The sequence below is a fragment of the Anaerovibrio sp. genome, from assembly GCF_045637405.1.
Classification (GTDB): Bacteria; Bacillota; Negativicutes; order Selenomonadales; family Selenomonadaceae; genus Anaerovibrio.
The window spans coordinates 1-13,865 of the sequence record NZ_JAZTZI010000112.1 but is presented as its reverse complement, the minus strand read 5'-3'; the positions used below and the strand labels follow the sequence as shown (position 1 = coordinate 13,865).

Below are 13,865 nucleotides of genomic sequence, written 5' to 3'. Positions count from 1 at the left end.
AAATACTATATGATACTTGCAGTTCCATTTTGTATGTGCTAAACTTTTTGCGTGCGTACTATCATCTTGCATAGTATGTCCTCCTGATGTGTTATTTATCGTAACTGGCAGGTCACGATATTATAATAACACATCAGGAGTGTTACTGTTTTAGGACTCATAGCTAAAGCTTTTCTGAACCACGCGACTATCGCGTGGTTTTCTTTATACAATATAAGAAGTTCAGCTACGACCCAATACCAAGGTCTAAAGCTGAACTTCTTTTTTGCGTTAAATATCAGTTTTCGTTATTGCGGGACAACTCCCCCCGCAGCCCCTTTTCAATACATCTGTATAAATCTTCCACGTTGACAGGCTTTGTAAGATGGGCATTCATGCCACACTCAAAGGATTGGTTTATTTCCTCTTCCCGGACATTGGCGGTCAGAGCCAAAATTGGCACTTTTTTACTGTCAGATTTTCCCGATGTTCTTATCTTCCTGGTGGCAACAAGGCCATCCATGTAAGGCATCCTCACATCCATCAATATAAGGTCATAGGTTCCCGGTGCATTGGACATGTATTGACTCAAAGCCTCCTGTCCATTTTCGGCTGTATCAACCACCATCCCCCTTGCCAGCAGCAGCTGTTTGACAATCTCCAGATTAATCTCATTGTCCTCAGCCAATAACACTCTGCGTCCATGACAAATATCTTCCCCAGAATCCTTTGGCTGATAAGTAGAGGTGGCCACATCCAGATCCACATTTATCCTAAAGGTGGAGCCCACGCCCTTGGTGCTGTCAAAATCAATGATGCCGCCCATTTTCTTAATAATATGGTTGCAAATAGCCAGCCCAAGGCCAGAACCACCATAAACATTATCCTCAGACTCCTGGGAAAATGCTTCAAATACCTTTGGCTTAAAGCTGTCATCAATACCTATACCAGTATCCTTTACGGAAATTTCCAGCGACTGTCTGCCATATTTTTCGGCCATACATTTGACAATTAACGTTACCGTTCCAAAACGCTTGGTGAATTTAATGGCATTATTAAGGATATTTTTTAGAACCTGACGCATTCTGTCAGCATCAAAGCGGAAGCATTTGGCCACATTAGGGTCCACTTCCAGCTGGAAATTAATCTTCTTGGCATAGGCATCAGTCTTAGCCTTTCCTGCCAAGGTTTCAATAAATGGCTGAAAGAGCACCACATCATTGTTAAGCTGGATATCATTGTTTTCCACATGGGCAAGAGCCCGAACATTTTCAATCATATCCAGTATAACCTTAGACGACGCATCTATTTTATCAAGGCAATAATTAACATAATCCTTTTGCTCAGAGCGTCCCTTTCCCAGCTCGGTCATGCTGACAATAGTATTCAGTGGCGTCTTGATTTCCCGGCTCATCTGGAACAGCAATTGGGATTTCGCCCTGCTTATACTCTCAGCATGTTTAAGGGCACCACGCATGGCATCCTGCATCTGACGGTTCTCTGTGGTAATTTCCGTAATATCCGTCTGTACCGCAATCAAAACGTCCTTTGCCTTTTTATCCATATAGCGAAGGGTAAATTTTTTGTAATGCAGAGCTCTGCCATTCTCATGGAATAACTTAAAGGTGCCGGTAAATTCGCCAAACATGTTTACAGTTTCCACGATATTGGACAACCGTAGCATTTTTTGGCAAATGCTCTTGTCTTCTTCCAGCATATGCTCACTAATAAGATGACCTATGGCTTTGTCATAATCAGAAACCAGCTCCATATCATCATTGAAAAAAGTGTCATTATGCCTTAATATCCGTATTTTTCCGGACTTTACATCAATGTAACCGATAAAATCTACATTATCATGGATAGCCCGTTCAATAACTACGCGTTCCATATCACTCTCAGCCAATCCACTATTAGTTTCTTTGTCTTTTACATTGTCTTCGCTCATATAACCATTCCGTCCTATATAAAAATACTTTTACAAACAGGTCTAAAAACAATTACTATCCAATATCACGTATTGCCAAACCTGACTCCTGCAAAAATGCAGCCAGTCGGCTGACACCATCCATTATATCCCTGTAGTGCTCAGGGGTTAAGGATTGTGAGCCATCAGAAAGGGCCTTGGCCGGGTCAGGGTGCATTTCCATCATGAGACCGTCAGCTCCAGCGGCCACAGCTGCAAAAGCCATTGGCTTTACCATACGCCACTTGCCGGTTCCATGGCTTGGATCCACAATAATAGGCAAATGGGACAAATGCTTAACTGCCGCCACAGCACTTAAATCCAGCGTGTTACGGGTATATTCCTCATAGCTCCTGATGCCGCGCTCACACAGAATAATCTGCTCATTTCCTTCACTCATAATATACTCAGCTGCATTCAGCCATTCATCTATAGTTGCGGATATACCACGCTTCAACAGAACAGGTTTATTCTGTCGCCCCACTTCCTTAAGAAGCCGGAAATTCTGCATATTTCTTGCGCCAATCTGGAGCACATCCACATACTCAGCAACCTTATTTACATTTTCAACCTCAGTTACCTCTGAAACTATTTTCAGTCCTGTGCGCTCACCGGCCTCTGCCAAATATTTCAGCCCCAACTCCTCCAAGCCCTGGAATGAATAAGGTGAAGTTCTTGGCTTGTAAGCACCTCCCCTTAGGAACTGAGCACCTCCTGACTTTACTATGTCAGCGGCCTGCATTATCTGCTCCTTGGATTCCACTGCACAGGGACCAGCTATAGCCACCAAATTTCCATCACCGATTTTAACTCCACCTATATCAATCACTGTAGGCTGAGGATGATATTCGCGACTTACCAACTTATAACTCTTAGAAATACTCACTGCTTTTTCTACACCTTCAAGTGACTCTACATTAAGACAGCACATCTTTTCCCGGTCACCTATAACGCCTATAATTGTCTGAAACTCTCCCTCCATAACCTTGCCGGAGAGACCGTTGTATTCAATTGCCTTTATAACCTCCTGAATGCTGTTATCATCAGCACCAGCCCGCATAATAATAACCATTAAATACCTCGTAATAAAATGATACTTTATTCAGATGGAGTTTTAAACTCCACCTGAATTTAGTTGAATTTTACCCAGGGCTTTACGGATGCTTTACTCCTACCTTAGAAGTAGGAGTCTTAGCAGCCGTTAGCATCGGAAAAAAACTCTTTTTTAATATTATAACGCCATTGTTCATATTTTGCCAAAGGCAAAATATACATCACACCTCTTTTTTGTTATCTGCACGAATAACGGGAAAGCGCCCCGGATTTTTTAGCCACACACTCTTGCGACGGATTCCGTGCATAGCCGCATCAAGATTTACTATTCTTTTCGGTACATCCACATCAAAGAAGAAAATATACTCCCCCAACCCTGTTCTTGCAGGGCGTGATTCGATACGGGTCATATTCACATCCCTGGTAGCCATTTCCAAAAGCACCTCGCAAAGACGTCCCGCATCCTTACCATCAATCTGACAAATAATCAGCGTTTTTTCCTCAGGAAGCTCCGCCTGATAATCACTGCGGGCAAGCTGATAAAACCGGGTGGAATTATTGTGATGGTCCTCAATATTGTGGTCAAGGGCCACAAGACCATTCATTTCTCCCGCCCGTTCAGTACAGATAGCAGCCCACCCGCTATCCTCCGGCATCTCTCCCACCTGGGTAGCAGCAGCAGCAGAGCTTACCACCGCATCCTGTTCAGCATGGGGATAATTATTCATCAGATATTCTCTGCATTGGGCCAAAGGCTGGGCATGGGAGAGAATCTTGGTAACAGGCGTATGAGGATCCCGGGTCATAAGATGATTATGCACACCCCATATAAGTTCACGGATAACCTTCAGTCCATCACTGTTTGCCAATGTATCAAGGGTAATATTAATCGAGCCCTCAATGGAATTTTCTACCGGTACCAGACAGGTATCCACTACTCCTGTCTCTACAGCATGAATTGCTGCGTAAATATTAGGCAGTGGCACCAGCTCGCAGCTCTCCGGGAGCTGATTATTCAAAAACAATGCTGCCGCTTCACTATGAGTACCCACCGGACCTAAATAACCTAATTTTTCCACTGACAAACCACCCTAACATAAGCTTTTATTATTACTGTAATTTTTTAGAGATATTATAATATTTATGCTGCAATTCCGCAATGATGTTACAAGTCAACGCCTTATATATTGACATTTGTTTTTTGATTGGTATAGTTTCTATAACAATTTGATATAGAAATCTGTTATACTATTACATTTTTTTGAAAAATGTTTGATAAATTTATTAAATATTGACAAAATTCTGATATAATCTAGTTAAGAGTGCATCATTAGATTTTTTCTAAAAGAATGCCATGTGTATTATTTGAGTAATTGGAGGGGAGAAAATGAATTCCGAAATTACTATCAAGCTGCCGCGGTGCAAGGGGTGTGGTATCTGCGTGGCATTTTGCCCAAAGCAGGTTCTTGCCGTGGACGAGCTGGGAAAGGTAATGGTAGTTAATGCCGATGCCTGCATTGCCTGTGGTCAGTGCGAACTTCGTTGTCCAGATTATGCAATTTTTGTAGATAAGAAGGTGAAGGCATGAGTAAAGCGAGATTGATGCAAGGAAATGAGGCCTGTGTAGAGGGCGCGTTAGCGGCAGGCGTACGCTTCTTTGGCGGTTACCCTATTACACCTTCTACAGAGGTTGCGGAAGGTATGGCAAAGCTGTTGCCAACTGTAGGAGGCAAGTTTGTTCAGATGGAGGATGAAATTGCCAGTATGGGTGTTGTTTTAGGCGCATCTCTGGCTGGGAAAAAAGCTGTTACTGCTTCCTCCGGTCCTGGTATTTCCTTGAAGCAGGAGCTTATCGGCTATGCTGCTGCTGCTGAAATTCCAGTTGTTATCGTAAATGTTCAACGTGTGGGTCCATCCACCGGCCAGCCTACTGCCCCTTCCCAGGGTGATGTTATGCAGGCCCGCTGGGGTACCCATGGTGACCATCCGATGATTGCTCTGTCTCCATGGAGTGTGCGTGAAGCATTTGATACTGCCGTTATGGCCGTTAATTATTCTGAACGGTTCCGCACTCCTGTTATTCTACTAATGGATGAAATCGTTGGCCACTTACGGGAAAAGGTGGAGCTTCCTGAGGCAGCAGCCATCGAAATCTATCCACGCCGCAAGCCTACCTGCTCCAGAGCAGAAGGCTACGAGCCATTTACGCCTGACAAGGATCTGGTACCCAACACCGCCAACTTTGGTGAAGGCTACCACATTCATGTTACCGGTCTGATCCATGATGATACCGGTTTCCCTATTGGCAGTCCAAAGATTACCCGTGAGGTAACCAAGCGCCTCCACGAAAAAATTGACATTGCCAGGGATGAAATCACCCATGTAGAGGAATATTTCATGGATGATGCTGAATATGCAGTAGTTGCCTTCGGTGGCACTGCCCGTACAGCTTATGAAGCTGTTGCCAATGCACGCAAAAAGGGAATCAAGGTAGGTATGGTACGCCTTATTACTATCTGGCCATTTGCTGACAAGGCTATTAAGAAAATAGCTGAAAAGGTTAAGGGTATACTTGTGGCCGAGCTGAACTATGGCCAGCTTGTAGGTGAGGTTGAACGTGTTGTTGCCGGCAAGTGCCCTGTAGAGCTCTGTGCAAAATATGACATGACTATCTTTGAACCGGCAGAAATTGAAGCTGGTATTGATGAGCTTGTAGCAGGAGGTAAGGCATAATGGAAAGATCTTTTGAAAAATATTTTCGTCAGAATCGCCTGCCACACCTCTGGTGTCCAGGCTGTGGTAACGGTATTGTTATGAAGGCTATTGTTCAGGCCATTGAAAAGAAGGGCCTGGACCAGGATAAAACAGTTATAGTTTCCGGTATCGGTTGCTCCTCAAGAGCTTCCGGCTATATGGATTTCGATACTCTCCATACAGCTCATGGCCGTGCTATTCCTTTTGCCACCGGCATCAAGCTGGCAAATCCTGAACTGAATGTCATTGTCATCACAGGTGATGGTGACTGTACCGCCATTGGTGGCAATCACTTCATTCATGGTTGCCGTCGTAATGTGGATCTTACTGTGGTTCTCTTTAACAACAGTATCTATGGTATGACTGGTGGTCAGGCTTCTCCTATGACTCCTACCCACAAGAAGGCCACCACGGCTCCTTATGGTGCCATTGACAGAAACTTTGATGCCTGCCGTCTGGCTGAAGCTGCTGGTGCTACTTATGTAGCCCGCTCCACGGCCTTCCATGTTCAGCACCTTACTGACATGATTGTCGGTGGTATCGACAACAAGGGCTTCTCCTTTGTAGAGGCCATCTGCCAGTGTCCAACTTCCTTCGGACGTAAGAACAAGATGGCTGACCCTGCCAAGATGATGATGTGGATGCGTGACAATGCTGTTATGAAGGCAGCTTGGGACAAACTGCCAGAGGAAAAGAAGACTGAGGAAAAGTTCCCTATCGGCCTCTTCTACAATGAAAGCGAAACAGATTATGCAACTGCATACAACGAGGTTATTCAGATTGCAGGAGGTGCTGATAAATGAGAAAACAGCTTAGATTATCTGGCTCTGGTGGCCAGGGTGTAATAACCGCTGCTATTATTTTTGCTGAAGCTGCCGTAGCAGAAGGCAAGGAGGCTGTTCAGTCCCAGTCCTACGGCCCTGAGGCCCGCGGCGGTGCTTCCAAATCCGAGGTTATTATTGATGACCAGCCAATCTATCATCCTCATGTTGAGGTGCCGGATCTGGTTCTGGCCATGACCCAGAAGGCCGCAGATAAATATTATGCTGACCTGAATCCTGAAGGAGTTCTTGTGCTGGATACCGATCTGGTACCTGAACCACCTAAATTTAAAAATATTATTCGTATCCCTATTACCAAGCTGGCAGTAGAGGAAATCGGAAAATCCCTCTTTGCCAATATTGTGGCTTTAGGTGCATTGGTTCGCATAACCGGTCTCGTTGATTTTGAATCCATCAAAAAGGCCGTTGCCAACCGTGTACCACCTCACACTGTAGAGCAGAACATGAAAGCTCTTCAGGTGGGCTGGGATGCTGTTCCGGAAAAATAATACCAACAAAATAATCTAAAAAATAATACCTCCTGATGGGAATAGCTCACGCCACTCCTCTCAGGAGGTATTTTTATGTCATATTTAATAGGCAGATAATATTAATCCTTAGGCTTCAATGTTCCATTCTGGTACGCTGTTAATAGATTATAGAGGTCTGTAATTTCTTCCTGAATAATCTTGCCCTCGTCAGTATCCCCCACACTGGTGTTTTTGGATTGCAGCTCCAGCGTTTCGGATACAGACTCAATATCCTTGTTATTCTTTAGAGCTTCCTTTACATCTGCCACTGTCTGATGCTCCAGAAGCCTTAAGCCACGGGAGTTGGATATAAGGGTATAGCCGGAAATGCCGGTCTTATTGTGATAAGCACGGCAGAAGCCGCCATCGATAACAATGGCCTTGCCGTTGGCCTTTACAGGGGTCTCCCCCTTCTTTACCTTTACAGGAACATGGCCGTTGATAATATGACCCTCCTCAGGATCAAGGCCAAACTCCTCCAAAATTTTTTCGCAAACCTCTTCCTTGTTTATCAACTTATAATATGGGTCTGCAGGCTCCTTCCAGGTGGACTCATCCACAAGGAACATGCGCTCAAAGGTGCGGAACTCACGACCACTGATTGGAGAAAGGAGACCGCTCCACAGGAACCACATGAAATCCAAAGCTCGCTGGTCCTTACCCGACTGGGCTTTTCTGGCCAGCTGATCTACAAAGTCCAGATAAGCGCGGCCCTTATATTTCTTGCCATCAAAGGTAACTTCCTTAAAGGAGCCGTCATTATTAAGAGGCACACAGCCGTGGAAAAGTAAATTTCCATTAAAGCAGGTATAAACACTGCCATGCTTATACAGATAATCCACATGACGGCGCAATGGCTCACTTTCAATGAAGAAGGACTTTAAATGCTCCATAATGGCCGCTTCTTCCTTGGTCAGCTCATAAGGATTTTTAGGATCTATGGTTGGGAAGTAGGCAGAGGATAACTCATATTTCTTCCCATCCTTTTTGAAGCAGGAGGTCTTGTGGTCAATATATTCCAACAACAAACGACTGTCCATATGGAAATCCGGATTACGTTTAATAAGCTGCCCCTCCAGCTTAAACATAATCATGGACATGGCCTTTTCTGATGCCTTTAACGGGCTCTCATCAGGATAAATCCTATGGGCAAACAGAGATAGAGGTCTAAGACTAATAGCATACCCCTTTTCCAAGACGTCAGTGTTGTTGTATCTTAAGCTGTTCCTAACAACACCAGCAATACAAACATCACTGCCACAGGCCGCTCCCATCCACATAACATCGTGATTGCCCCACTGGATATCAATTGACGGATAATTCATCACCATTTCCATAATAGCATCAGGACGGTTTCCTCTGTCGAAGAAATCTCCCACAATATGCATGTGGTCAACTGCCAGCCGTTTTATCAAAATAGTAAGAGCAATAATAAAATCTGATGCCCCATCCACCTGGACAATCATATTCAAAAGCCGCTTATGATAAATGAATTGGGCATGATCAGCCTCAGGATGAGTGTTCAACAGCTCCATAATAACGCTGCGGTAACGCTTCGGAACAAAGCTGTTCACCTTGTCCAAAGGATACTTGTAGCTCATGAGCTTTACTACTTCAAGGAGTCTGGCCAGACTTTCCCGGTACCATTCAGGATTATTGCGGCGCTTATCCCTCATCTGTTCAATCTTTTCCTTTGGATAATATATAAGAGTGCAAAATTCAGCCTTTTCCTCATCGGTCAGGCGGGCACCGAATACATAATCCACCTTCTCTTTGATAACGCCGGAGCAATTGTTGAAAATATGATAAAAAAGCTCATACTCACCGTGCAAATCACTTAAAAAATGCTCAACGCCCTTTGGCAGGCTAAGGCTTGCCTGAAGATGAATCAGGTTTGAATATACCGATTCCTTGGTAGGATACTTCTCTGCCAGCAGCCTTAAATATCTTTGCTTCTGTTTTTGCAAATTCGTAATTGGTGCTTTCATCAGTTAAGTGCCTTTCTTTTTTTACGTCTAAAACTAAGGGTTAAACAACCCCTTTTCCTTAACTCCTATTGTACTAAAAAAAGGGACTGTTTTACCAGTCCCTTTTCATGTTTTACGTTACTGCAATAAATTCAGGAACCATGAGGAGTTGCTCATGGACTGAGCCAGCATAGCCTGTGAAGCCTGCATCTGAATGTTGTAGCTAGTAAACTGTGTAATGGCCTTTGCCATATCAGAGCCAATAATAGTAGTCATTGCATCAGTAACATTGGTCTGCTGGGTAACCAAATTGTTATGGGTGTAATCAAGTCTTGACTGCATAGCACCTACGCTTGTCTGCTGGTCAAGAATGCGATTAATAGCGTTATCAATAACATTGATAGCAGCATTGGCATCCTCCTGGGTACCAACACTTAAATAGGAACCGTCAGACCCCTGAAGACCCAGCCCTCTGGCACTGGTATCCCCAAATGCCACATGCATATTCTGGGTAGACTCGGAACCAGTATGAAGCACCAAGGAATTATCCCCTCTGGTATCTGCTGCCCCAATAGTTTCAGTAAAATCATCCAAAGCCGTATTGGTAGACTTCTTCACATTTCCCTCAGCATCCGTAACAGAAATTGTAAAGCCTGCAATGGAGCCTGCAGTACCTGCCTGAGCCGCCTTAACGGTAATGGCGTTCTGGTCGTCTACTGTATGAATTTCCTTACCGCTGGCATCAGTACCAATTACAGAGGTGGCTGTATCCATAGATGAAGTATCAAACACATCTCCAGCCCCGGCTTCATTAGCCTTCTTGAAAATATCCTCAAGGGTATATTCCCCGGCAGTAAAGGAGGTGGAATAGGTTTTGCCATCCTTTACAAAGGAAACATTTATAGTATCTGTTGCATCAATATTCAGGCTGTCTCCCTGACGACGGGTAAGATCAGTGAGCTTGGTAGCTCCGGTAGTATCCAGACCTAAACTGCTGTTGGTATAAGCCTGATTTGTTTCCAGAGTGGCCGCCTTATTTGAACCATTGAGCAAATACTTGCCATTATAGGTTACAAGAGAATTATCGTTAATCTGGTCTATATACTGATTTAACTCCTTTTGAATAGTAGCCCGATCACTATCCTTTGCCGTGGAGTTCGCGGCAGCAATAGCCTTTTCCTTTAAAGTGGTCAATATATCCAAAGTGTTATCCATGGCACCGCTTGCCACATTCAACATGCTATTGCCCGTCTGTACATTGGATGCTGCCTGACCCAGAGCACTTATTTCCACATCCATACGCTTACCAATAGCATATATCGAAGTATCATCCTTGGCCGAATTAACCCTATTGCCGGTAGCAACCTGATTAGCACTCTTCATTGCCATTTTGAAGTTGTAATTCATCTTATTGAGGAGCGATAGTTGCTGGGCATATGAACCGATGGTAGCCATACGTATTACCTCCCTGCCTGTTGCTAATGTATCATCCTTGATACTCCATGACATCATTATTCTTGTATATATTTATCGACATTTACAGTAGAATAATTAAATAAAATTTATGATTTTTTCTGAGAATAATATTTCTTTTTTAAAGAAAAATTTGAACAAATGCGTTATGACGAGAAATACTTAAACCTCGTCGAAACGCTTAAATAGAATATTTTTCTTTTTTGAAGAAAAATTTGAACAAATGCGTTATAATAATACGAGTGATATTTAACCTCAAGGGAGGATTTCTATATAATGAAACACATCGACTGGCAGGACATGCTTGCCCAAGGTCGTAGACGAACAAGAATTCAGCGAATTGTTGCTATTATACTTTTATCCGCAATTCTAGGATATGTATTCTGGTATTTCTTTTATGCCTCAACACCAGAATATGCTTTGAATAAATTACAGCAGGCTTTTAAAACTAAGGATCAGGCAACTATAGAAAGATACTGTGACTTGGAAAGCATTACTGGCAGAGCCTATGATGACCTGACCCGGGATATGTTTGCCCATGACAGCCACCTCACCACGGAAACTAAGGTGATGTTTGAAACCTTCTACATGAAGATAAAGCCTCAGGTAGTCAGTGATACAAATTCCCTGATTTTGGATTATATCCCTACCGGCAAATGGTCTGTACCTACAGGAAGCAACCTCTTAAAGGGACGCCAGTTGGGTATAGATTATGAATATCTGGTGGAACGCTCCCAGCTCCGCAACACAGAATTTGTGAAAATAGAAAGCATCAGAAAAAGCGGCTCTAATGAAGCCATTGCCAAAATCGTTGTTAAGGACAACTATACAAACACCCTTTTTACCCTCAATGTTCTCATGACAAAGCGTGATGGTGACTGGAAGGTATGTGAAATCAAAAACTACCGTGACTATCTTGATTTCCTGAGTCCTATCCAAGAAAAGGGATTGAACAAATATATGGATGCCACTGCCGATATCATCGAAAAATATAATGATATTTTGGACAGTCAGCAAACACGATTCAAGAAACTGGACAAGTCCTCTGATGGTGTTCTTACTGCCAATATGAGAAGCAAAATGGTTTCCTATATCCGTTCTGATATTATTCCGGCCCTGGAAAAACGTCAACAGGAACTGGATAATATCCCTGTAAATGATGGTGCCCAGTATCTGGCAGCCCAAAGAAAAGAATCCACAAGGCTAACCATTGAAGCCTGGAGGCATTTTATAGAAGCACTGGAAACAGATTCACCTAATGAATTTAACGTTGCCAAATCATATCAAAAGGATGCCATGGACATAGATTATCGCACAGATGATGTGGTGAAGAACACCGCCATCAGCAGCAGCAAAACCTCAACAATTCCATAATTCCTAAAAAAATACCCGTGGTGATTGTTCACCACGGGATTCTTATAATATTAAACAAATATAGAAAGTACTATCACACTTCTTTTTTTGCCTTTTTTCTCTTGCTATACTTGTAATAAGTAACGGCAGCCACCAGCACCAGAATCGCACAGAAGGCAATACTGATTTCATGACCGACCTCCATCATAACCTTCCAGCCCTCGCCAAGCATCATGCCAATTCCCAAAATAAGCATAGTCCAAGGAAGTGAACCAACAAAAGTGTAGAAAATAAACTTCTTGATATCCACATGGGCAAAACCAGCTGGCAAGGAGATAAAGGTACGGACAACCGGCAACATACGGCTGAAGAATACAGCCTTTACACCATATTTATCGAACCACTCCTGGGCAATATCCACATGGGATTTCTTCATGAAGAAATACTTGCCGTATTTATCAACAAAAGGTCTCCCGCCTAAATGACCTACATAATAGGTGAGAATGGATCCCACCATACCGCCTATCATACCGGCAACTGTAGCCATAAAGAAGGTCATGCGGTCAATGTATATCAGATAACCGGCAAACCCCAAAATCAACTCACTTGGAATAGGAATGCAGGCATTTTCCAAACCCATGAGAACTGCTACTGCCAAGTATCCCCATTGGTCAATAAAGCCCAGAAAAACATCAGCAAATTGTGACATAGAAACATCCTTTCAGTCATAAGTAAAATACAAAAAAAGAGCCCCAAACCGGACTCGTCTAAACTATATGGTGCCTCAGAGCGGAATCGAACCACTGACACGGGGATTTTCAGTCCCCTGCTCTACCAACTGAGCTACCGAGGCAAAAATGGCGACCCGAAGGGGACTTGAACCCCTGACCTCCGCCGTGACAGGGCGGCATTCTAACCAACTAAACTACCGGGCCGTTATTAGTAAAATTAACACGAGATAAACTCGTGGAATTGTTATGGTGGGCGCTAACGGGATCGAACCGCTGACATTCTGCTTGTAAGGCAGACGCTCTCCCAGCTGAGCTAAGCGCCCTCTATCCAACAGGAATATATCCTGCTCACAACATTTGCTATTATACAGGAAAGAAAATATGATGTCAAGAAAAAAACATGCCCGATAATACAATATCAGGCATGTTAAAATACTTATTTCTAATTTCAATTATTCCATAGACGCCTTAAGCTCCTTGGATGTATCCACAACCTTGGTAAGACTGGCATTTATGCGCTCTGCAGCACCAGCCTGCTCACGGCCCATAGCCTCAATAGCATTAATAGAAGCTGTAATATCGGTAACAGCCTTATTCATTTCATTCAAGGTCTTCTTGATGCTCTCAGTAGCGTTACGGGACTGTTCTGCCAGCTTTCTTACTTCCTCTGCTACTACAGCAAATCCACGGCCCTGCTCGCCGGCACGGGCAGCCTCAATAGAAGCATTAAGTGACAGTAAATTGGTCTCCTCAGCAATCTCAGCAATTATTCCAAGAGCCTTAATGGTCTCAGCATTCTTTTCTGCCAACAGCTTGGCTTGCTGAACAGACTCCTGACCTACTTCATTAAACTTAGCTGCACTTCTTCCCAGAGAACTTGTCTCATCAAAAGCCACATCCGCATAACTAACAATGTCCTTTACCAAGGTGCTCTGAGCTTCATTATCTATTGCCATATCATATGTCCTCCCTATATTTATCCAATGATAACTGTGTCTAAAGATTTATATTCGACATATAATCATCTATACCTGCAAATGTATAAAAAAAGATAAAATTTTTTTGTACCTGCAACTTTATATCTGTGCTTGAAACTATCTACGCACATAAACGCCGAGGCGGCCTGGATAAACAATAAAAAAGAGCCATCTCATCAGAAACAGCTCTTTTCTAACCGGCAACTTCCTATCCTCCCAGGCCGTCTCCAGCCAAGTACTTTCGGCGTTTATGTGCTTAAC

General features: G+C 43.5%; 12 protein-coding genes and 3 tRNA genes. 5 read left to right on the top strand and 10 right to left on the bottom strand.

Annotated features, from left to right (window positions below; translation table 11 throughout):
- Positions 1-277: 277 nt before the first annotated feature.
- The 3 genes from ACKI5G_RS07860 to pheA form a co-directional block, all read right to left on the bottom strand.
- Entirely contained in the window at positions 278-1,927 is a 1,650-nt protein-coding gene (locus ACKI5G_RS07860; protein ID WP_407399228.1) for an ATP-binding protein, read from the bottom strand.
- A 55-nt stretch (positions 1,928-1,982) separates the two neighbouring features.
- On the bottom strand, positions 1,983-3,017 hold the full coding sequence (aroF, locus tag ACKI5G_RS07855) for a 3-deoxy-7-phosphoheptulonate synthase (protein ID WP_407399226.1): 1,035 nt from the start codon (positions 3,015-3,017) through the stop codon (positions 1,983-1,985).
- A 202-nt stretch (positions 3,018-3,219) separates the two neighbouring features.
- The gene (gene pheA, locus ACKI5G_RS07850; protein ID WP_407399224.1) at positions 3,220-4,077 is read right to left on the bottom strand and encodes a prephenate dehydratase; all 858 of its coding nucleotides are present in this window, start codon (positions 4,075-4,077) and stop codon (positions 3,220-3,222) included.
- A gap of 308 nt (positions 4,078-4,385) precedes the next feature.
- Between pheA and ACKI5G_RS07845 the strand changes: the two genes are divergently transcribed.
- Genes ACKI5G_RS07845 through ACKI5G_RS07830 form a run of 4 tightly spaced genes read left to right on the top strand, consistent with a single transcriptional unit; the run spans position 4,386 to position 7,082 of the window.
- On the top strand, positions 4,386-4,586 hold the full coding sequence (locus ACKI5G_RS07845; RefSeq protein ID WP_027397891.1) for a 4Fe-4S binding protein: 201 nt from the start codon (positions 4,386-4,388) through the stop codon (positions 4,584-4,586).
- A complete protein-coding gene (locus ACKI5G_RS07840; RefSeq protein ID WP_407399222.1) occupies positions 4,583-5,731 on the top strand; it encodes a 2-oxoacid:acceptor oxidoreductase subunit alpha in 1,149 nt (382 codons plus the stop codon). Before ACKI5G_RS07845 ends, ACKI5G_RS07840 begins: the two co-directional genes overlap by 4 nt.
- Positions 5,731-6,555, top strand: coding sequence for a 2-oxoacid:ferredoxin oxidoreductase subunit beta (locus ACKI5G_RS07835; protein ID WP_407399220.1), 825 nt, complete (start codon positions 5,731-5,733; stop codon positions 6,553-6,555). The genes ACKI5G_RS07840 and ACKI5G_RS07835 overlap by 1 nt, the downstream gene beginning before the upstream one ends.
- On the top strand, positions 6,552-7,082 hold the full coding sequence (locus ACKI5G_RS07830) for a 2-oxoacid:acceptor oxidoreductase family protein (protein WP_027397894.1): 531 nt from the start codon (positions 6,552-6,554) through the stop codon (positions 7,080-7,082). Before ACKI5G_RS07835 ends, ACKI5G_RS07830 begins: the two co-directional genes overlap by 4 nt.
- A 101-nt stretch (positions 7,083-7,183) precedes the next feature.
- Here ACKI5G_RS07830 and ACKI5G_RS07825 read toward each other — a convergent pair whose 3' ends face one another.
- Together ACKI5G_RS07825 and ACKI5G_RS07820 are read right to left on the bottom strand one after the other, a co-directional pair.
- Complete coding sequence (locus ACKI5G_RS07825) at positions 7,184-9,091, bottom strand: fructose-bisphosphatase class III (protein ID WP_027397895.1); 1,908 nt, start codon at positions 9,089-9,091, stop codon at positions 7,184-7,186.
- A gap of 117 nt (positions 9,092-9,208) precedes the next feature.
- Positions 9,209-10,525 carry a flagellin gene (locus tag ACKI5G_RS07820; protein ID WP_407399217.1) on the bottom strand — a complete coding sequence of 439 codons (1,317 nt, stop codon included), beginning with the start codon at positions 10,523-10,525 and terminating at the stop codon, positions 9,209-9,211.
- Between the two features lie 294 nt (positions 10,526-10,819).
- Here ACKI5G_RS07820 and ACKI5G_RS07815 point away from each other — a divergent pair, with 294 nt between their 5' ends.
- Positions 10,820-11,917, top strand: coding sequence for a hypothetical protein (locus ACKI5G_RS07815; RefSeq protein WP_407399215.1), 1,098 nt, complete (start codon positions 10,820-10,822; stop codon positions 11,915-11,917).
- A gap of 73 nt (positions 11,918-11,990) precedes the next feature.
- Here ACKI5G_RS07815 and ACKI5G_RS07810 read toward each other — a convergent pair whose 3' ends face one another.
- The 5 genes from ACKI5G_RS07810 to ACKI5G_RS07790 all read right to left on the bottom strand — a co-directional run bounded on the left by ACKI5G_RS07810 (position 11,991) and on the right by ACKI5G_RS07790 (position 13,583).
- On the bottom strand, positions 11,991-12,605 hold the full coding sequence (locus ACKI5G_RS07810) for a DedA family protein (protein ID WP_407399213.1): 615 nt from the start codon (positions 12,603-12,605) through the stop codon (positions 11,991-11,993).
- Between the two features lie 68 nt (positions 12,606-12,673).
- Positions 12,674-12,749, bottom strand: a tRNA-Phe gene (locus ACKI5G_RS07805).
- Between the two features lie 5 nt (positions 12,750-12,754).
- Positions 12,755-12,831, bottom strand: a tRNA-Asp gene (locus ACKI5G_RS07800).
- 43 nt (positions 12,832-12,874) lie between these two features.
- A tRNA-Val gene (locus tag ACKI5G_RS07795) sits at positions 12,875-12,950 on the bottom strand.
- A gap of 129 nt (positions 12,951-13,079) precedes the next feature.
- Positions 13,080-13,583 carry a methyl-accepting chemotaxis protein gene (locus tag ACKI5G_RS07790; RefSeq protein WP_027397899.1) on the bottom strand — a complete coding sequence of 168 codons (504 nt, stop codon included), beginning with the start codon at positions 13,581-13,583 and terminating at the stop codon, positions 13,080-13,082.
- Positions 13,584-13,865 lie beyond the last annotated feature (282 nt).

Coding starts and splice junctions, on each gene's coding strand:
- ACKI5G_RS07790 (WP_027397899.1), bottom strand. CDS start 13,583: ATGGCAATAGATAATGAAGCTCAGAGCACCTTGGTAAAGGACATTGTT.
- aroF (WP_407399226.1), bottom strand. CDS start 3,017: ATGGTTATTATTATGCGGGCTGGTGCTGATGATAACAGCATTCAGGAG.
- ACKI5G_RS07860 (WP_407399228.1), bottom strand. CDS start 1,927: ATGAGCGAAGACAATGTAAAAGACAAAGAAACTAATAGTGGATTGGCT.
- ACKI5G_RS07845 (WP_027397891.1), top strand. CDS start 4,386: ATGAATTCCGAAATTACTATCAAGCTGCCGCGGTGCAAGGGGTGTGGT.
- ACKI5G_RS07810 (WP_407399213.1), bottom strand. CDS start 12,605: ATGTCACAATTTGCTGATGTTTTTCTGGGCTTTATTGACCAATGGGGA.
- ACKI5G_RS07825 (WP_027397895.1), bottom strand. CDS start 9,091: ATGAAAGCACCAATTACGAATTTGCAAAAACAGAAGCAAAGATATTTA.
- ACKI5G_RS07820 (WP_407399217.1), bottom strand. CDS start 10,525: ATGGCTACCATCGGTTCATATGCCCAGCAACTATCGCTCCTCAATAAG.
- ACKI5G_RS07840 (WP_407399222.1), top strand. CDS start 4,583: ATGAGTAAAGCGAGATTGATGCAAGGAAATGAGGCCTGTGTAGAGGGC.
- ACKI5G_RS07815 (WP_407399215.1), top strand. CDS start 10,820: ATGAAACACATCGACTGGCAGGACATGCTTGCCCAAGGTCGTAGACGA.
- ACKI5G_RS07830 (WP_027397894.1), top strand. CDS start 6,552: ATGAGAAAACAGCTTAGATTATCTGGCTCTGGTGGCCAGGGTGTAATA.
- ACKI5G_RS07835 (WP_407399220.1), top strand. CDS start 5,731: ATGGAAAGATCTTTTGAAAAATATTTTCGTCAGAATCGCCTGCCACAC.